A 16,236-nucleotide genomic window follows, 5' to 3' on the forward strand; every position below is an offset into this window, starting at 1 on the left:
GCTGCTGCGGCACCCGGTCCGGCGCCCCCCTGCACTAGAATAGGCCAGTATTCGTGCGGCATTCGGGCCGCCTACTCCGGTCCCGGAGACGATGTGAGGAGAACATATGAAGATCGATTTCGCCTCATCGGCACAGTCCACATTGGGCGTGGAATGGGAACTGGCGCTGGTGGATTCCGGGACGGGCGAGCTGGTTCCGGTCGCCGACAAGGTGCTTGCCGCCGTGGGCCGTGCCCACCCCGAGCTGAGTGCGGACGAGGAACATCCGCACATCAAACAAGAGCTGCTGCTGAACACCGTGGAGCTTGTCACGGGCGTGTGCCATACGGTGGCCGAGGCCAAAGCCGATTTGTCCCGGACCCTGGCGACGCTGCGCGAAGCCACAGATCCGCTGGGGGTTGAGCTGCTCTGCTCCGGCTCGCACCCGTTCAGCCAGACCAGCCGCCAGGCGGTCACGGATAAGGAACGGTACGCCAAACTGATCGACCGCACCCAGTGGTGGGGCAGCCAAATGGTGATCTACGGCGTCCACGTCCACGTGGGTCTGGACAGCGTCCACAAGGCCATGCCGGTGCTGGACGGCCTGGTCAACTACTTTCCGCACTTTCAGGCACTCTCCGCTTCGTCGCCCTTTTGGAACGGTGAGGACACCGGTTATGCCTCCCAGCGCGCGCTGATGTTCCAGCAGCTGCCAACCGCCGGTCTGCCGTTCCAGTTCGCCACCTGGGCCGAGTACGAGGCGTATGTGCAGGACATGTTCACCACCGGTGTCATCGATTCGATCAGCGAAATCCGCTGGGACATCCGCCCGGTACCCGGATTGGGGACCGTTGAAATGCGCGTCTGCGACGGCCTGTCAACGCTGGAGGAAGTGGGCGCCATCGCCGCGCTCACGCAGTGCCTGGTGGACGACTTTTCCCGCACCCTCGACGACGGCGGCAGCATCCCGACGATGCCGCCGTGGCACGTACAGGAAAACAAATGGCGTGCGGCCCGCTACGGCTTGGACGCCATCATCATCCTCGATGCCGCCGGTAACGAACGGCTCGTGACGGAGGACACGCTGGAACTGCTGAACAAGCTGGAACCGGTAGCCAAACGCCTCAATTGCGCGGACGAGCTCGCCGATGTGGAGAAGATTATCCGCCGCGGCGCCGGCTACCAGCGTCAGCGGGCGGTGGCCAACGCGCACGGCGGCGACCTGCACGCCGTCGTCGACGACCTGATCCAGCGGCTGCGCTCCGGCCCCGCCGCACGCTGACCCGGTCCGCTCCTCAGACGACCGTCGAGTGGACAGATCTGCCCCCAAAACGCGCTCTTTCAGGGCAGACGCACCCACTCAGCGGAGGGACGCCGGGTGCCGCCGAGGTTACAGGCTGGATGCGGTTACAGGCTGGATGCGGTTAGAGGCTGATGCTGCCGACCGGCATGGACGAGTCCGGGGCGAAGGAGATGCCGCTGGGACGGACCCCGTGCATCACCAGTTGGGCGCCTAGCGCGGCCACCATGGCGCCGTTATCCGTGCACAGAGCCAGCCGCGGTACCAGCAACCTGATTCCGGCGGCGGTGGTGCGTTCCTGAGCAAGCTCACGGAGCCTGCTGTTCGCTGCCACCCCGCCGCCCAGCAGCAGCGTGCTGATCCCCCGTTCGCGGCAGGACAGCACGGCCTTGGCGGTAATGACGTCCAGCACTGCTTCCTGGAAACTGGCCGCGATATCCGCCAGCGGCGGCTGCCGGCCCTGCGCTTCGAAGGTTTCCACGCACCGTGCGACCGCCGTCTTGAGACCGGAGAAGGAGAAATCATAGCGGTGCGGACCCGGCGCCTCGGTGGTCCCCATATATTTGGGCGCGGTGAGCCCGCGCGGGAATGGGATGGCGCCGGGGTTCCCGGTCTTCGCCAGCGCATCGATGGCCGGACCGCCGGGGTAGGTCAGTCCCAGCAAGCGCGCCACCTTGTCGAAGGCTTCACCGGCCGCGTCGTCGATCGTCGCGCCCAGCAGTTCAACGTCCTCGGCGATGCTGCCAACGCGCAGGATTTCCGTGTGCCCGCCGGAGACCAGCAGTGCACCGATGTTCTCCAGGCTTCCGTTCCTTAGCTCCCCGGCACCGGACGGAGCCGGGACTGCTTCGTCCAGCAGCGCCACGCCCACATGCGCCACCAGGTGGTTGATAGCGTACAGCGGTTTGCCTGTTGCCAGCGCCAGTGCTTTGGCCGCGCAGACGCCCACCATGAGCGCGCCCGCGAGCCCCGGGCCGCTGGTGACGGCGATCGCGTCCACGTCTGCGAGCGCAACGCCGGCAGCCGCGAGGGCCTGGTGGAGCGTAGGAATCATGGCGTCCAGATGGGCCCGGGAGGCGATTTCCGGAATCACGCCACCGAAACGGACGTGCTCCTCCATCGAGGAGGACACCGTGTTGGCGAGCAGCTGGGTTCCGCGGACTATACCCACGCCGGTCTCATCGCAGGAGGATTCGATGCCCAAAATCAGGGGTTCGGTCCGGTTCATGCCGTTACCTCATCAGTTGCCGTCAGCCGGAGCCGCATAATCAGGGCATCCGTTCCGTCCCGGTAATAGCGGGGTCGGGTGTGGATCTGCTCAAAACCGAAGCGCAGGTAGAGCTGCTGGGCCCGCGGATTGTCCGCACGGACCTCCAGCAGGACATCGGCAGCCCCGCGGCGGCTCGCCTCAGCCAGCAGTTCGGTCAGCAGCGCACGTCCGATCCCCCGGCCCTCGCACTCAGGCTGCACGGCGATGGTCTGCACGTCGGCAATGGGCAGGATGCACATCAGTCCGGCGTAGCCGACAATCCGGCCTGCCAGCTCGGCCACCAGATAGCGCCGCGTCTGCGGCTGGGCGAGTTCGTCCTCGAACATCTGCCGCGGCCAGAAGTCCACCGGGAAAAGCGAAACCTCCAGCCCGCAGACCGTGTCAATATCCGCGGCCCTCATGTCCCGCAGCTGGTGCTCCGGAGCCTTGCGATGGCCCCGAATCTGGTCGTCGCCGGGGCCCGTGAAGTCCCCCGCGGCCGACGGCTCCCCGCACCCTCCCTGCCCGATCACAGCGCACGCTTCCGCGGCCCGGGGACCTTGGCGTCCGACTCCCGCAGGTACAGCGGGGTGCTCGGCAGCAGCGGGCCGCCCTTGGCATAGTCAGCCTCTTGGAGTTCGTCAGCCTTTTGACGTTCGTCAGCCTTTTGAAGTTCGACGGCGGCATAGCGTCCCAGCGATGCCGCCGTGGGCTGGGCCTGGGCCAGAGCCTGGGGCACGGTGCACCCGCCGCGCTCGAGAACGTCACGGTAGAGACCGGCACCCGCACCGAGGACGGGCAGCGCCGGCAGATCCGCCGCGGGCCCGACGTGGGGCCCCTCCAGCAACGTTGCATCCCGGGAATATCGGGCCCAGTACACTTCCTTTCGGCGTGCGTCGGTGGCGATGACAAAATCCCGTTCCGGCTGCGGGGGTCCCTTTGCAGGGTCGTCGGCCCGGTATCCCGTACCGAAGACGACGTCCCAAGCCAGCGCGTTCAGGCTCATCACGCCATGCAGCGGAACATCCCAGACGTAGCTGAGCATCCGTGCCACCGCGATGCCCGAACGGAGCCCGGTGAACGGACCGGGCCCAACGCCGACGACGATGGCGTCCAGGGCCGCCCCCTCGGTGACCGGGTCACCGAACAGCGATTCAATGCCCGGCACCAGCACCTCCGCATGGCTGCGGGTATCCTCGGTGGCAAAGCTGGCAACGACGGCGGCGCCGGCCGGGCGGGAGCCGCCGGCTGCCGTCGTCCTGATCAGCGCCGCGCTGGCGATGGCGGAGGTATCAATGGAGAGAATCAGCACTAACCCAACCTAGTCCATCGGTTCTGCGCCGGGCGGTGGCATCCGGCCGGTGCCGGACGCGAAGCCGGTGCCGGAGCGGGAGTCTGAGCCGGAGGGGGAAAGATCGGATAGATCGGCTCCGTTCCACCGGGGACCGATGGCGCTGATCCGCAGCAGTCTCGGCTCGTCCTCGCCGTCGTCCGCGCCGTCGTCCGCGCCGCCTTCGTTCGGTGCTGCTCCGCCTTCGCCTGCCCCGGTGGCCCGCAACAGGTGGATTTCCAGCCGGCTCTCGGTCAGGTGTTCCACTCGGCCCGCGCCCCATTCCACCACCGTGACGGCGGAATCCATCGTATTCTCCAGGTCTATGTCGTCGACTTCCCCGGCGGATTCCAGTCGGTACGCGTCCACGTGCACCAGGTCCGGACCTCCCGGGTTGGGCCCATCGGTGAGGTTGGGATGGATCCTCACCAGCACGAACGTGGGCGAGATGATGCCTGGGCGGACTCCCAGTCCCCGGCCCAGTCCCTGGGTGAAGGTCGTCTTTCCTGCACCGAGCTCCCCGCTGAGGACCAGCAGGTCCCCCGTGGCGAGCAACGCACCCAGCCGTTCGGCGATTGCCTGGGTCGCCTCCGTGGTTGTTACCCGAAATTCCCACATCCTGCTCATTCGGCCCGCCAAGCCGAAATCCACCCTGCAGCCGCGGCCGCCTGTCGCAAGTGGCGCACACGTATGGGCTCCAGGCACACAGGAACGCACCGTGCGCCAACGCCGGGGCCAACTCCGCGCTGAACGATCCGCCGCATCAGGCTCGCTGCGCTTTCGTGGCCGCGTTCCCGGCTGCCGCCCCGGTTGAGGCAGCGTGAATTGAACCACTGGGAAGAGCACGCCCGCGGGCTTCGTTGAGATAGACCCGCGGCACGCGGGGCCCGATCCGGGTAATGATTTCGTAGTTGATGGTGCCCGCAGCGGCCGCCCAGTCGTCCGCGGTGGGGCCGCCGCCGTCGCCCGTTCCGAAGAGCTCGGCTTCCGCGCCCAGCACCGATGCACCCCCCGCGACCGATGCGTCCGGCCCCAGATCCACCACCATCTGGTCCATCGCCACACGACCCACTACAGGATATGTCTTTCCATTGATCCGCACCGGACCGCCGGTGGCCACCCGGGGGATGCCGTCTCCGTATCCCAGCGGGATCAGGGCCAGGGTGCTCGGCCGGTCCGTCACATAGTTCAGGCCGTAGGAGACGCCCTGATGAGCCGGCACATCCTTGCAGGACGCGACGAGAGTCTTGACGGTCATGGCCGGGCGCAGACCCAGCTCCGCCGAGGTCTGGTTTTCGAAGGGCGAGAGCCCATAGATGCCCAGTCCGGCGCGGACCAGATCAAAATGCGCGTCCGGCCGGGAAAGAATGGCCGGGGTGTTGGCCAGGTGCCGGACCTCCAGGTCCGCGCCGGCGTCCTCCGCGACGGCGACCGCCTCCCGGAACCGCTGCAGCTGTTCGTCCGTTTCGACGCGGTCGGGCTCGTCCGCCACGGCGAAGTGAGTGAACACCCCCACCACGCGCAGCAGGCCCTGTTCCTGGTAGTCCATCGCCTCACCGACCAACGAGTCCCAGAGTGCGGCTGTGCTGCCGTTGCGGCCCAAACCCGTGTCGATTTTTAGGTGCACCCTGGCCGGCCGCTGCCGGTCGCGGGCGGCAGCAACAATGTACTCCAGTTCCCAGCCCGAGCAGCCCACGTCGATGCCGGCCTCCAGCGCAGCTCCGAATTCGCTGGCCGGGGTGTGCAGCCACGCCAGCACGGGGGCGTCGATGCCGGCCCCGCGCAGCTTCAGGGCCTCGGAGATGTGAGCCACTCCCAGCCAGCTGGCGCCCGCTTCCAATGCGGCCCTGGCCACCGGAACCATGCCGTGGCCGTAGGCATCGGCCTTGACCACCGCCATCAGTCTGGCCGGGGAAATGACGTCGCACAGCTGTCGTACATTGTGCCGGATCGCGCCGAGATCGATCTCGGCCCGGCGTTCGGAAAAGGCAGGCGCTTCGGTTGGAATCACCCTTCCATTTTAGGCATCAGATTGATGGGCAATGGTCGCCGAGGCGCGGCGCACCGCCTCCGCCGGCACGTCCAACAGCACATCCTCAAGGAACGAGTAGCGGCGCAGCCACTGTTTCCGCATACCTTCGCGGGACATGTTCATCCGGCGCCACCAGTCCGCAATGTCGCCCCACCCGGGCGCCGCCAGCGACCCGCCCACTTGCTGCACCGAGAGCGCTGCGCACAGGTTCGCGAAGCTCAGCCGGTCCGCCAGCTTCCAGCCTGCCAGGCAACCGACCACGAAAGCCGCCCCGAAACAGTCACCCGCGCCGGTCGGGTCAAAGGCATTCACCGGCAGCGCCGGCACCCATTCCTCCTCCCCGGTGATGGAGTCCACCGCCAGCGCCCCTTGGCCGCCCGCTGTAACCACCGCCAGCGGGACCTGGTCCGCTAAGGAGTACAAGGCGGCCCAGGGGTCATCCGTACGGGTCAGCGCCATGGCCTCCACCGAGTTGGGCATAAACGCGTGGAAATGCTTCAGATTCGCCAGCATGCCCCCGGGCCAGCGACCGCTGGGATCCCAGCCGACGGCGCCAAAGAGTTTGGTGCCGTCCCGCGCAGCTGCGAGCGCCCACGGCGCCAACTCCTCCTCCAGGGGCACGACGGCGGCCCGGGCTGTGGGTGGCGGGTCGCCGATGAGCTCGGAGGCGGACAGCGGGGAAGGGTGCCCGTGGGTCACCATGGAGCGGTCCTTGAGGACCGAGAGCGAGATGGTGACCGGTGAATGCCAGCCGGGAAAGCGGCGTGACGATGACAGGTCCACGTGCTCGCGGGCGGAGAGGATGTTCCAGTTGAAGTCCCCGTAGCCATCATCACCAAACGCGGCGGCCAGCGTGACATTCAGTCCCAGCCGGCTGGCGGCTATGGCCTGGTTGGCCACTCCCCCGGGGCACGATCCCATCCCCTCGGACCAGAGCTCGGTGCCCGGCGACGGGAGCTCCTGAAGACCGGTGAAGATGATGTCCCAGAACACCGAGCCGGTCAGGATCAGATCAAAGCGTTCCCGCTGCGTAGCGCGTTGGACGGCCAGCGGATCGAACCGGTGGTGCACCGGGTTTTGACGGCACGCGGCTCCGGAGGGGCCGGAGTCGGGAGCCGGTGCGCCGGCGAGCCCTATGTCAGGGACCGGTGCGCCGGCGGGACGGATGCCGGAAACCGGAGCCGCGGGCGGGGAAACCCGCGGGGGCGGAGCACCGAGGGACGGATTCCGCAGGTCTGGCGCTCGAAGGGATCGAACACCTTCTGGAAACTGGCTGGTACCCATGTACGGCACCCTACTGTACGGCACAATAAATGTATGCGGGCTCCCGGAACGGACGACACAGCTTCAGCGCCGAGAGGGCCGGACGGCGCCGCGGCTCAGCACATCCGGGCGACCGGTGCGCGGCTGGCGGTTATTGGCGGTGGCGGCTTCCGCGTGCCGCTGGTCTACCGCGCCCTGTCCGGACCACGGTATGCGGGACTGATCACGGACCTGGCGCTTTACGATCCGGATCCGGAACGGCTGCAGGCCATCCGGCGCGTGTTGGAGACCATGCCCGGCCTGAAGAATCCGCCGCGGCTGCAGCTGTGCACCGCGCTGGAACAAGCCCTGAACGGGGCGGACGTGGTGTTTGCCGCCATCCGGCCCGGGTCCACCGCCGGCCGGATAGTGGATGAGAAGGTGGCCCTGGACTTGGGGCTGCTGGGACAGGAAACCACCGGCGCGGGCGGCATCTCCTACGCGCTGCGTTCGATTCCGCAGATGCTCGCGGTGGCGCATGCCATGACGCGGATTTGTCCGGGCGCGTGGCTGGTGAACTTCACGAATCCCGCCGGCATGGTGACCCAGGCGCTGGAACCGGTCCTGGGCCCACGGGTGCTGGGGATCTGCGATTCCCCGATAGGCCTGGTGCGGCGCGCAGGCGGCGCCGCCGGGTTCAGCTTGTCTAGCGGTCCGGAGGCCGGCCGGTCCCCGGGCTCCGGTTCCAAGGGGTCCGGTTCCAAGGGGTCCGGTGGCACGCTGACCGGAGTCGACTACGTGGGCCTGAACCACATGGGTTGGCTGCGCGGCCTCACCCGGGACGGCAAGGATTACCTGCCGGCGCTGTTGGCACACCCGGGCAAGCTTGCCGGGTTCGAGGAAGGCCGGCTGTTCGGCGCGGACCTGCTGCGGCTGCTGGGCTGCATTCCCAACGAGTACCTGTTCTACTATTACCGCCGGCGGCAGGCGCTGGCCGGCATCCTGGCCGCCGGGCAGACGCGCGGCGAATCCATTGACCGGGCGCAGGCGCTGCTGTATCCGCAGCTTGGCGCCGCAGGTCCGGAGGCCTTCGCGCTGTGGGACGCCGCCCGCACCGCACGGGAAGAAGGCTATCTGGCCGAGGCCCGCAACGCCTCCGGTGCCTCCGATGCCTCCGGCGCCTCCGCGACCGGGGATACTTCCGGCGCTACCACGCACCGCGATTCCGAGGATCTGGCCGGCGGCGGCTACGAGCAGGTGGCCCTGGATGCCATGCACGCCCTGCTCACCGGAACGCCCGCGGAACTGATCCTCAACGTCCGCAACGACGGCGCCGTTGCCGCCCTGCCCGACGACGCCATCATCGAGGTTCCCGCGCGGGTGGACGGCGGCGGTGCCCGGCCTTTGACGCAGTCCACTCCGGACCTGCATCAGCTGGGACTGATGCTGACGCTCAAAGCCGTGGAAACCGCCGTCGTGCAGGCCTCCACGGAAGGAAGCCGGGACGCCGCGCTGCGCGCCTTCACCCTTCACCCGCTGGTGGACGGCGCCGAACTGGCCCGGGCGCTGCTGGACGGCTACGAAAGGGCCTTCCCCGCGCTCGGCCGGATGTGGCGCTGACGGAGGGTGGCGACCAACTGCGGTCAGCGGCTGATGGCCTCCGCAATAGGGCAAGCACGGGCTAAGCGCCTGTCGGTGGTCAGCAGTGGTACGTCCATCCTGCTGGCGAGCCGCACGTAAAGTGCATCCGCCAGACGGATATTATCGCGGTACTCCCAAGCCCCGGTCAGCAGATCTCCCAGCAGGTGACGCGTCAGAGGGAGAGTCTCCAGCCACTCCAAGGCACCGCGGATGTCGGCATCGGAAAGCTCTCCCGCGCGATGCAGCTGGCCGAGCGCGGAGAGAACTTCGGCGTCGAGATGGGCCGGGGCATGAAGAACAGTGCCCCGCAAACGGGTGGCAGCAGCGGCCGCATAATCCGTACCCGCCAGCAAGTCCACCAGCACTGACGCGTCGACCACCACGATCTCGGCTGCGTCAATCATCGGTATGGCCGAATTCGGCACGGGCGGCGTCCAACGCCCCCAGAGCCGCGTCGTGTGGGACCACCTTTTCCCGGACGGGTAGGTTGTCCAGCCAGGCATCGGTGTCGCAGCGTTTCAGCTCCGCGGCAATCGCGGCCTGGGTCAGTGCGGAGACATTCAATCCACGTGCACGGGCGCGCCCAGCGAGTTCGTCAGGCACATGCACATTCAATCGAGCCATACACAACACCATACACACAATTCCCAGTCGGGGAACGTTCGCCGCAGGATTCCTGCACGCCGCGACCCCCGTCGGCACCGCCGAGTGGCCCCAAACCCGACCAGCACCGGTACCGGCTACTGGCCCATGGCCTTGTTCGCCGCGTCCTGCGCCTGTTGCAGCCCCTCCTTCACCGGCGTCCGGCCCAGGAAGATCTCATTGAAGATGGGCTTCCAAGCGTTGAACGCCGCCGAATAGTTGGAGCCGATCGGCGCGCTGACGGTCTTGCCCTCCGCCGCCTTGGCGAACTGGCCTGCATCGATGTTCTTGCCCTGCCAGAATTGCTGGTAGGAGCTCTGCGCGCCCGTCACGGCGGGAACGGCGGCACCCTCGGCGCCGATGAACTTGGAACCGTCCGCCGAACCGAGCCACTTGAGTACCTTCACCGTGGCGTCCGCGTTCTTGGTTTTCGCGTTGCCGGCGGCAACAATGTTGTTCACCACCGATACCCGGCCTTCGGGACCGGCAGGAATCGGCGCAACCGCCCAGTCGAATTTGGCGCCGTCGGCCACGTTCTTGAGGTTATAGGTCCCGGACTGGAACATGGCCACCTTGCCCTGGATGAACGCGTCCCGCAGGAAGTCTCCGTTGTCATTGGTGTCGGCGGCACCGGGCGAGACATGGTACTTATTGATCAGATCCACGATGTACTGGAACGCCTGGGCACTCTTGTCCGAGGCGAAGACGAACTTCTCCCCGTCTTGGAATGCGCCGCCGTTGGAGCCGATGAAGTTGTAGTAGATGGCCTGCAGGTCCTGGCTGGCGTTGTAGCCGTACTGGACAATGTGGTCCTTGTCGAAGGCGGGATCATCGGCGCTCTTGCCGTTCGCATCCAGGGTCAGCTTCTGCGCGGCCTTCAAAAAGGTGTCCCTGGACGGATCGGTCGGGTCCCAGCTCAGGTTCGCCGGGTCCACGCCCGCCTTGGCCAGCATGGCCTTGTTATAGTAGACGGCGATGCCGCCGTCGGTGAGCTGCGGAACGCCCCACAGCTTGGCGTTGCGGGTGTATTGGTCGACGGCGGCCGGCATCCAGCCACTCTTCTCGCCGTCGAACTCAGAGCCGATCTGAAGCAGGTTGGAATTGTCCGCATACGGGGCAAAGTAAGATCCGCTGATCCAGAAAATGTCATCCGCATTGCCGCCGGATACGTCCGTGCGCAGCTTGTCGAAGTAGGTGTTGTAAGGCTCCAGCGTGGTTTTGACGGTGATGCCGGGATTCTGGGATTCGAATTCCTTAAAGGACGCGTCGTAGGCCTTTTGCACCTGTTCGTCCCAGAGCCTGACGGTGACGGTCGCCGCGGAGCCGGATTTGTTGTTGTTATTATTTTCAGCCGCCGGCGAGCAGCCCGTGGCCGCCATTGCCAGCACGGCGGCACCGGCCACGGCCGTTGCCCCCTTGCGCCATATGTTTTTCATTGTCCTGTCCTTATCCGTCCGCGCGGGCCGCGCGGACTCTCTATTTGAATCCGGTAATCGCGAGGGAGGAAATAATGTGCTTTTGGAAAATGGCGAACAGCACCAGCAGCGGCGCCATGGCCACGGTGGTGGCCGCCATCACCAGGGTCCAGTTTCCGTTGTACTGCGACTGCAGGCCGGCGGTGGCCACCGTCACCGTCTGCCAGGTCTTTCCACTGGTGATGATCAGCGGCCAGAGGAAATTGTTCCAATGGCTCACCACGGTGATGATCGTCAGCGTGGCTAGGATGGGCCGGCTCAGCGGCAGCACAATGCTCCACAGGATGCGCAGGGTTCCGGCGCCGTCCAGCCGCGCTGCGCTGATCAAATCCTGCGGAATGGAGCGGAAATACTCCCGGAGCAGGAAAATCGCATACGGCGATCCGAAGACGAACGGCAGCACCAGCCCCCAGAACGTGTTGCGCAGACCCAGCTCGGAGAACATGGTGTACAGCGGGATGACCGTCACCACCTGCGGCACCATCAGCGTCCCCAGGTAGAGCCAGAACAAGGCATCGCGGAACGGGAATTCGATGCGCGCGAAGGCGTAGGCGGCCAGCACGGAGAAGCCCAGCTGTCCGACGACGACGATCAGCACCAATTGCGCCGTCACGGCGATGGGGGCCCAGAAGTCCCGGTCGCCGGAAAAGAGCGTCAGGAAGTTCTCACCCGTCGCCGGCGACGGCAGGTTCAGGGCCGGCTGCGCGGCGAACTGGCCGGGCGTTTTGAATGCGGTCATCAGGCTCAGGACAAACGGCGCCAGCGTGATCACCAGGCCCAGGCCCAGAATGAGGTAGCTGAGCACGTTAAGGCCCAGCACGGCCGGCTCCGGCCGGCGCGGGACCAGACCGCTCGGGACCGGCCGCGGGGCACCCGGGCTGCGCGGCGTCTGACGACGGGCCGTGCCGCGTTTCGCCGTCGTCGTTCCGTCCCCCGAAGGAAGGGACCTGGATGAAGAGGATCGGAACGGAAAGGGTCGGTTCTTAGGCGAGGTCATAGGTGATCCTTTTGCGGAAATAGAACTGCTGTGCCAGCGTCACGGCCACCAGAACCACAAACAGCACCAGCGCCATCACAGACGCCCGGCCCAGGTTGAAGGTCTGGAACGCTTCGCCGTAAATCCGCGTGGCGATGACGTCGGTGCTGCCCCGCGGGCCGCCATTCGGGGTGAGCGCATAAATGGTGTCAAAGGCCTGGAAGCTGCTGATCACCCCGGTGACCAACACAAAGAACATGGTGGGCCGCAGCAGTGGCAGCTTGACCTGCCAGAACGTCTGCCAGGCATTGGCCCCGTCCACCCGGGCCGCGTCCACCAGCTGCATCGGAATGGCGGCCAACCCGGCCATAAAGAACAGCGTCACGTAGCCCACCTGGGACCAGATGCTCACGCTGGCGACGGCAGGGAGCGCCAGCACGGGGTCCGACAGCCACGCCGTCTGCCCTCCGAGCATCGCGTTCAGCGCGCCGCCGGTGGGAGCGAAGATCCACTTCCAGACCACGCCGAGCGCCAGCGGGGCACAGATCCATGGCACCACATAGACCACCCGGAACAGACCCGAGCCGGGCAGAGCGCGGGACAGCAGGGTGGCGCAGAACAAACCCAGAACTGTCTGCAGCGGAATGACCATGAGCACAAAGAGCAACGTCACCAGCAGCGACCCGCGGAAAGCGGTGTCGCTGAAGACGTCCGCAAAGTTCTCCAGCCCAACAAATTTTGCCGGACTGAGCAGATCCCAGCTGTTCACCGACAGCCAGATCACCACCAGAATGGGAAAGACAAGGAATGCCAGGATGCCGAATAAGCTTGGAGCCAGAAGAAGGTATCCGATTCCTGCCTCGCGGCGGACGAGTTTGCCGGCCATGAGGATTCACCTTCTTCCCTTTGCAGTACAGTGTCCGCACTACCGTGGGCCCGCACAAGCGCCGGCCCACACAACGGTTGGTCCGTCATGGATTCGACTGCACACTAGATTCAACCGCAGAATGCGCCCAAGCGCATCGCACACCGTCGCTAAGGAACAAAAAAGGCAGAATCAGGCTGCCAAGAGGAGCGTCTCATGCATACCGTCCGGCGCGTGGCCATGCTGTCACTGCACACCTCCGTGCTGGACCAGCCCGGCGTCGGCGATGCCGGGGGCATGAATGTCTACGTCCGCTCTTTGGCTCTTGAACTGGCGGCGGCCGGCGTCGAGGTGGAGATTTTCACCCGGCAGACATCCGCGGAACAGCCTGCCCGGGTTCCGCTCGCAGAGGGCGTCGTGGTCCGTCACGTCGCGGCCGGCCCGCTGCACAAAGTCCCCAAGGAAAAGCTGCCAGCGCTGGTGCCGGACCTGGCCGGCGCCGTCGCCGGAGTGCGCCAGGAGGGCGGCGGCGTCGGCTTCGATGTCATCCACTCGCACTATTGGGTCTCCGGCATGGCCGGCCTGCTGCTGGCCGGCCAGTGGGGGCTGCCGCTGGTGCACACCATGCACACGATGGCCCGGGTCAAGAACCAGCACCTGCCACCGGGGCAGAGCGCCGAACCCAGTCTGCGCGAGGAGGGCGAGCAGCAGATCGTCCGCCGTGCCACCCGGCTGATCGCCAACACCACGGCCGAAGCGGCGGAGCTGGAGCGCCATTACAACGGGTGTGAGAGCAGAATCGATGTGGTGGCCCCGGGTGTGGATCTGAAAATCTTCAAGCCCGCCTTCCGGGACAGGTCACGCCGCCAACTGGGAATAGCGCCGGAGACGTTCCATGTGGTGTTTGCGGGCAGGCTGCAGCGGCTGAAGGGACCACACGTGCTGATCAAGGCCGCCGGGGTGCTGCACCGGCTCCGGCCCGACATCAGCCTCCAGGTCACCGTCATCGGATCGCCCAGCGGTTCCGACCATTACAATCTTGCCCGGCTGATCTCCAGCCAAGGCCTCGACGATGTGGTCACCCTGAAGCCGGCCGTGGCGGCGGTGGAGCTGGCAGACTGGTACCGTTCCGCCGACGTGGTCGCGATGCCGTCGTCAAGCGAATCCTTCGGCCTGGTGGCACTGGAAGCCCAGGCCTGCGGCACGCCCGTGGTCGCGACCGACGTCGGCGGCCTTCCCCGCGCTGTCAGTGACGGCCGCACCGGGCTGCTGGTTGCCGGCCGGGACCCGGAGCCTTGGGCCGCTGCGTTGGAGTCCCTCTATGATTTCCCGCAGACCCGGGAGGACATGGGGCGGGCCGCTTCTGTCTACGCCGAAACCTTCGGCTGGCAGCACACCGCCGAGCTCACCATCGCCAGCTACGACCGCGCGCTCGCCGGCCGAAGTGCCGTAGCCGGGCGGTAGTCAGACACACAAAGGCCAAATTCTGGAGGGCGACGGCGGCCGCACCGCGAAGTACTCAGTCCGTTTCAGGGCCACGACAATGGCTCAGGGCTCAAACCTCCTTAAAGGCTGTTCCGATCTTTTCCATGATCGCCGGAGAAGGCATCCGATCATTCGAATGCATAGACATGAACGGTACGATACTTCCAGAATGCACCGCAGCGGACCGGACGTCATCGTCCGATAGCCAACCAACCACCTCGGCGGTCAAGGCGAAGCCTCACTGGATGCACATCCGCCTATAAATAAGAGTCGGTAGTCCGCTAGGCATGGTCGCGTGGCGGTTCAGCTCAAACCCAGGCTCAGGTTCCGCAGAAGGTCCGGTAGGCGCCGAAGTTTTCCGGGCGGCGGCCGCGTAGCGCTCGAGATCTGGGCGCTCGTCGTAGGGGGTAGTCACCGCGTCCAGGAGCCGTTTGAGCGGATCCAGGTCGCCCCCGGTCGCAGAGGCGAGGGCCTCCTCAACGAGATGGTTGCGCGGGATGTAGACGGGGTTGACCCGGTCCATCACGTCGGCGTCCGGACCCAAGGCGCGCCAGCGCTCCGCCCAGGCATCGAACGCCGCCGGTTCGAGGAACAGGCCCCGCGCGGGTTCAGTGTGGCCGCGGACGGCCGTGCCGAGGCTCCGGAAGAATGATGTGTGGTCGACATGGCCCTCCTGAAGCAAGGTGAGCAGCTCGTGCACCAGCGGCGAGGTCACTTCGTCCCCGAGGCCGTCGCGCAGACCGAGCTTGGTCTTCATACCGGCCGACCAGGCGGCGCTGTACTGCCGGCGGAATGCGCCTAGTGACTCCACCGCGAGTGCAGCCGCTTGCTCCTGCTCGTCGTGGAAGAGGGGTAGGAGAGCCTCTGCGAGCCGGGCGAGGTTCCACTCCGCCATGACCGGCTGGTTGCCGTAGGCGTAGCGTCCGCCCTCGTCGATAGAACTGTAGACCGTGGCCGGGTCGAAGGCCTCCATAAATGCGCACGGCCCGTAGTCGATGGTCTCGCCCGAGATTGTCATGTTGTCGGTGTTCATGACCCCGTGGACGAAACCCACGAGCATCCACTGCGCCACCAGCGACGCCTGGGCGGCTATCACCGCCTGGAATAGTGCGAGATAGGGGTGCTCGGCCTCCGCGGCGCCGGCGTGGTGACGGCTGATCGCATGATCGGCGAGGCGGCGCAGGAGGTTGATGTCGCCCGTGGCCCGGGCGTACTGGAAGCTGCCCACGCGCAGATGGCTGCTCGCGACCCGTGTGAGCACTGCTCCTGGCAGCAGGGTCTCGCGCCGCACCGAACGCCCGGTCGCCACCACGGCGAGGGATCGTGTCGTGGGTATACCCAAGGCGTGCATCGCCTCACTCACGACGTACTCGCGCAGCATCGGACCGACCGCGGCCAGGCCGTCGCCACCGCGAGCGAACGGTGTGCGCCCGGAGCCCTTAAGGTGGACGTCGCGAAGGTGGCCGTCCGCGTCGGCTATCTCACCGAGCAGGAGTGCGCGCCCGTCGCCGAGACGGGGGGCGAACCAGCCGAACTGGTGGCCGGCGTAGGCCTGCGCCACCGGAGTCGCGCCACTGGGGACCAGGTTACCGATCAGCAAACGTACGCCCCCAGAACTCCGCAGGGAGGCGGCGTCCAGACCCAGCTCGGTGGCCAGCGGCTCGTTGAGCACGAGCAGTCGCGGGTCCGGACCCTCCTCCGCCCGCCAAGGAAGGGCCATCTCCGCAAACTCCCGAGCAAAGCGACCGTAAAAAGTAACGCTTGATAAGGCTGTGGCACTCATCCATCAAGAATACCTGCGACACCGTGACCGGTGTCACCTTCCGAAGTCCCCAGCGCCGGACTCCTTGGCCTTGGGGACCGAGATGAGTCGACATAAACACCGAGCACCATCCGAACGCCGATAACAGCGCATATATCTACGAGAAGTCGCCTCTAAGCTGGTCGCTGCCGCCGAACCGTTTAGCGGCCTCCCCATGAGGTGCTGCCGGTCGCCAAGGAACGGCTCTGCTGGGGCTGG

14 protein-coding genes and 1 pseudogene are annotated in these 16,236 nt (G+C 66.4%); 3 read left to right on the forward strand and 12 right to left on the reverse strand.

The features are described from left to right. The first annotated feature begins 106 nt into the window (after window positions 1–106). Complete coding sequence (locus ACLLJI_RS17110; protein WP_434614772.1) at window positions 107–1,261, forward strand: glutamate--cysteine ligase; 1,155 nt, start codon at window positions 107–109, stop codon at window positions 1,259–1,261. 142 nt (window positions 1,262–1,403) lie between these two features. On the opposite strand, the gene tsaD is transcribed toward ACLLJI_RS17110, so the two are convergent. The 6 genes from tsaD to ACLLJI_RS17140 form a co-directional block, all read right to left on the reverse strand. Next, window positions 1,404–2,507: a tRNA (adenosine(37)-N6)-threonylcarbamoyltransferase complex transferase subunit TsaD gene (gene tsaD / locus ACLLJI_RS17115; protein ID WP_434614775.1), complete on the reverse strand. Its 1,104-nt coding sequence runs from the start codon at window positions 2,505–2,507 to the stop codon at window positions 1,404–1,406. Then, window positions 2,504–2,950: a ribosomal protein S18-alanine N-acetyltransferase gene (gene rimI, locus ACLLJI_RS17120; RefSeq protein WP_434621626.1), complete on the reverse strand. Its 447-nt coding sequence runs from the start codon at window positions 2,948–2,950 to the stop codon at window positions 2,504–2,506. The genes tsaD and rimI overlap by 4 nt, the downstream gene beginning before the upstream one ends. 107 nt (window positions 2,951–3,057) lie before the next feature. Further along, complete coding sequence (gene tsaB / locus ACLLJI_RS17125) at window positions 3,058–3,840, reverse strand: tRNA (adenosine(37)-N6)-threonylcarbamoyltransferase complex dimerization subunit type 1 TsaB (protein WP_434614778.1); 783 nt, start codon at window positions 3,838–3,840, stop codon at window positions 3,058–3,060. 9 nt (window positions 3,841–3,849) lie between these two features. After that, on the reverse strand, window positions 3,850–4,485 hold the full coding sequence (gene tsaE / locus ACLLJI_RS17130) for a tRNA (adenosine(37)-N6)-threonylcarbamoyltransferase complex ATPase subunit type 1 TsaE (RefSeq protein WP_434614782.1): 636 nt from the start codon (window positions 4,483–4,485) through the stop codon (window positions 3,850–3,852). 136 nt (window positions 4,486–4,621) lie between these two features. Further along, complete coding sequence (gene alr / locus ACLLJI_RS17135) at window positions 4,622–5,869, reverse strand: alanine racemase (RefSeq protein ID WP_434614785.1); 1,248 nt, start codon at window positions 5,867–5,869, stop codon at window positions 4,622–4,624. A gap of 9 nt (window positions 5,870–5,878) precedes the next feature. Beyond that, a complete protein-coding gene (locus ACLLJI_RS17140) occupies window positions 5,879–6,961 on the reverse strand; it encodes a carbohydrate kinase family protein (protein WP_434614788.1) in 1,083 nt (360 codons plus the stop codon). A gap of 246 nt (window positions 6,962–7,207) precedes the next feature. Between ACLLJI_RS17140 and ACLLJI_RS17145 the strand changes: the two genes are divergently transcribed. Then, window positions 7,208–8,752: a 6-phospho-beta-glucosidase gene (locus ACLLJI_RS17145; protein ID WP_434614791.1), complete on the forward strand. Its 1,545-nt coding sequence runs from the start codon at window positions 7,208–7,210 to the stop codon at window positions 8,750–8,752. Between the two features lie 23 nt (window positions 8,753–8,775). On the opposite strand, the gene ACLLJI_RS17150 is transcribed toward ACLLJI_RS17145, so the two are convergent. The 5 genes from ACLLJI_RS17150 to ACLLJI_RS17170 form a co-directional block, all read right to left on the reverse strand. After that, complete coding sequence (locus ACLLJI_RS17150) at window positions 8,776–9,177, reverse strand: type II toxin-antitoxin system VapC family toxin (protein ID WP_434614794.1); 402 nt, start codon at window positions 9,175–9,177, stop codon at window positions 8,776–8,778. Then, a complete protein-coding gene (locus tag ACLLJI_RS17155) occupies window positions 9,170–9,409 on the reverse strand; it encodes a type II toxin-antitoxin system CcdA family antitoxin (RefSeq protein ID WP_434614797.1) in 240 nt (79 codons plus the stop codon). Before ACLLJI_RS17155 ends, ACLLJI_RS17150 begins: the two co-directional genes overlap by 8 nt. 104 nt (window positions 9,410–9,513) lie before the next feature. Continuing rightward, complete coding sequence (locus ACLLJI_RS17160) at window positions 9,514–10,851, reverse strand: ABC transporter substrate-binding protein (RefSeq protein ID WP_434614800.1); 1,338 nt, start codon at window positions 10,849–10,851, stop codon at window positions 9,514–9,516. A gap of 40 nt (window positions 10,852–10,891) precedes the next feature. Continuing rightward, the gene (locus ACLLJI_RS17165) at window positions 10,892–11,710 is read right to left on the reverse strand and encodes a carbohydrate ABC transporter permease (protein ID WP_434614803.1); all 819 of its coding nucleotides are present in this window, start codon (window positions 11,708–11,710) and stop codon (window positions 10,892–10,894) included. Between the two features lie 163 nt (window positions 11,711–11,873). Next, a complete protein-coding gene (locus tag ACLLJI_RS17170) occupies window positions 11,874–12,752 on the reverse strand; it encodes a carbohydrate ABC transporter permease (protein WP_283559698.1) in 879 nt (292 codons plus the stop codon). A 195-nt stretch (window positions 12,753–12,947) separates the two neighbouring features. On the opposite strand from ACLLJI_RS17170, the gene mshA reads away from it, so the two are divergent. Continuing rightward, window positions 12,948–14,195: a D-inositol-3-phosphate glycosyltransferase gene (mshA, locus tag ACLLJI_RS17175; protein ID WP_434614807.1), complete on the forward strand. Its 1,248-nt coding sequence runs from the start codon at window positions 12,948–12,950 to the stop codon at window positions 14,193–14,195. A 341-nt stretch (window positions 14,196–14,536) separates the two neighbouring features. Here mshA and ACLLJI_RS17180 read toward each other — a convergent pair. Beyond that, window positions 14,537–15,999, reverse strand: a pseudogene (locus ACLLJI_RS17180) (protein adenylyltransferase SelO). Between the last annotated feature and the right edge of the window lie 237 nt (window positions 16,000–16,236).

The organism is Arthrobacter sp. A5 (genome assembly GCF_051131705.1).
Classification (GTDB): Bacteria; Actinomycetota; Actinomycetes; order Actinomycetales; family Micrococcaceae; genus Arthrobacter_M.

What these genes read in the sequence shown, in the direction of transcription:
- ACLLJI_RS17110 (WP_434614772.1), top strand. Translation starts at nt 107, where the DNA reads ATGAAGATCGATTTCGCCTCATCGGCACAGTCCACATTGGGCGTGGAA.
- tsaD (WP_434614775.1), bottom strand. Translation starts at nt 2,507, where the DNA reads ATGAACCGGACCGAACCCCTGATTTTGGGCATCGAATCCTCCTGCGAT.
- rimI (WP_434621626.1), bottom strand. Translation starts at nt 2,950, where the DNA reads ATGAGGGCCGCGGATATTGACACGGTCTGCGGGCTGGAGGTTTCGCTT.
- tsaE (WP_434614782.1), bottom strand. Translation starts at nt 4,485, where the DNA reads ATGAGCAGGATGTGGGAATTTCGGGTAACAACCACGGAGGCGACCCAG.
- ACLLJI_RS17145 (WP_434614791.1), top strand. Translation starts at nt 7,208, where the DNA reads ATGCGGGCTCCCGGAACGGACGACACAGCTTCAGCGCCGAGAGGGCCG.
- ACLLJI_RS17150 (WP_434614794.1), bottom strand. Translation starts at nt 9,177, where the DNA reads ATGATTGACGCAGCCGAGATCGTGGTGGTCGACGCGTCAGTGCTGGTG.
- ACLLJI_RS17155 (WP_434614797.1), bottom strand. Translation starts at nt 9,409, where the DNA reads ATGGTGTTGTGTATGGCTCGATTGAATGTGCATGTGCCTGACGAACTC.
- ACLLJI_RS17160 (WP_434614800.1), bottom strand. Translation starts at nt 10,851, where the DNA reads ATGAAAAACATATGGCGCAAGGGGGCAACGGCCGTGGCCGGTGCCGCC.
- ACLLJI_RS17170 (WP_283559698.1), bottom strand. Translation starts at nt 12,752, where the DNA reads ATGGCCGGCAAACTCGTCCGCCGCGAGGCAGGAATCGGATACCTTCTT.
- mshA (WP_434614807.1), top strand. Translation starts at nt 12,948, where the DNA reads ATGCATACCGTCCGGCGCGTGGCCATGCTGTCACTGCACACCTCCGTG.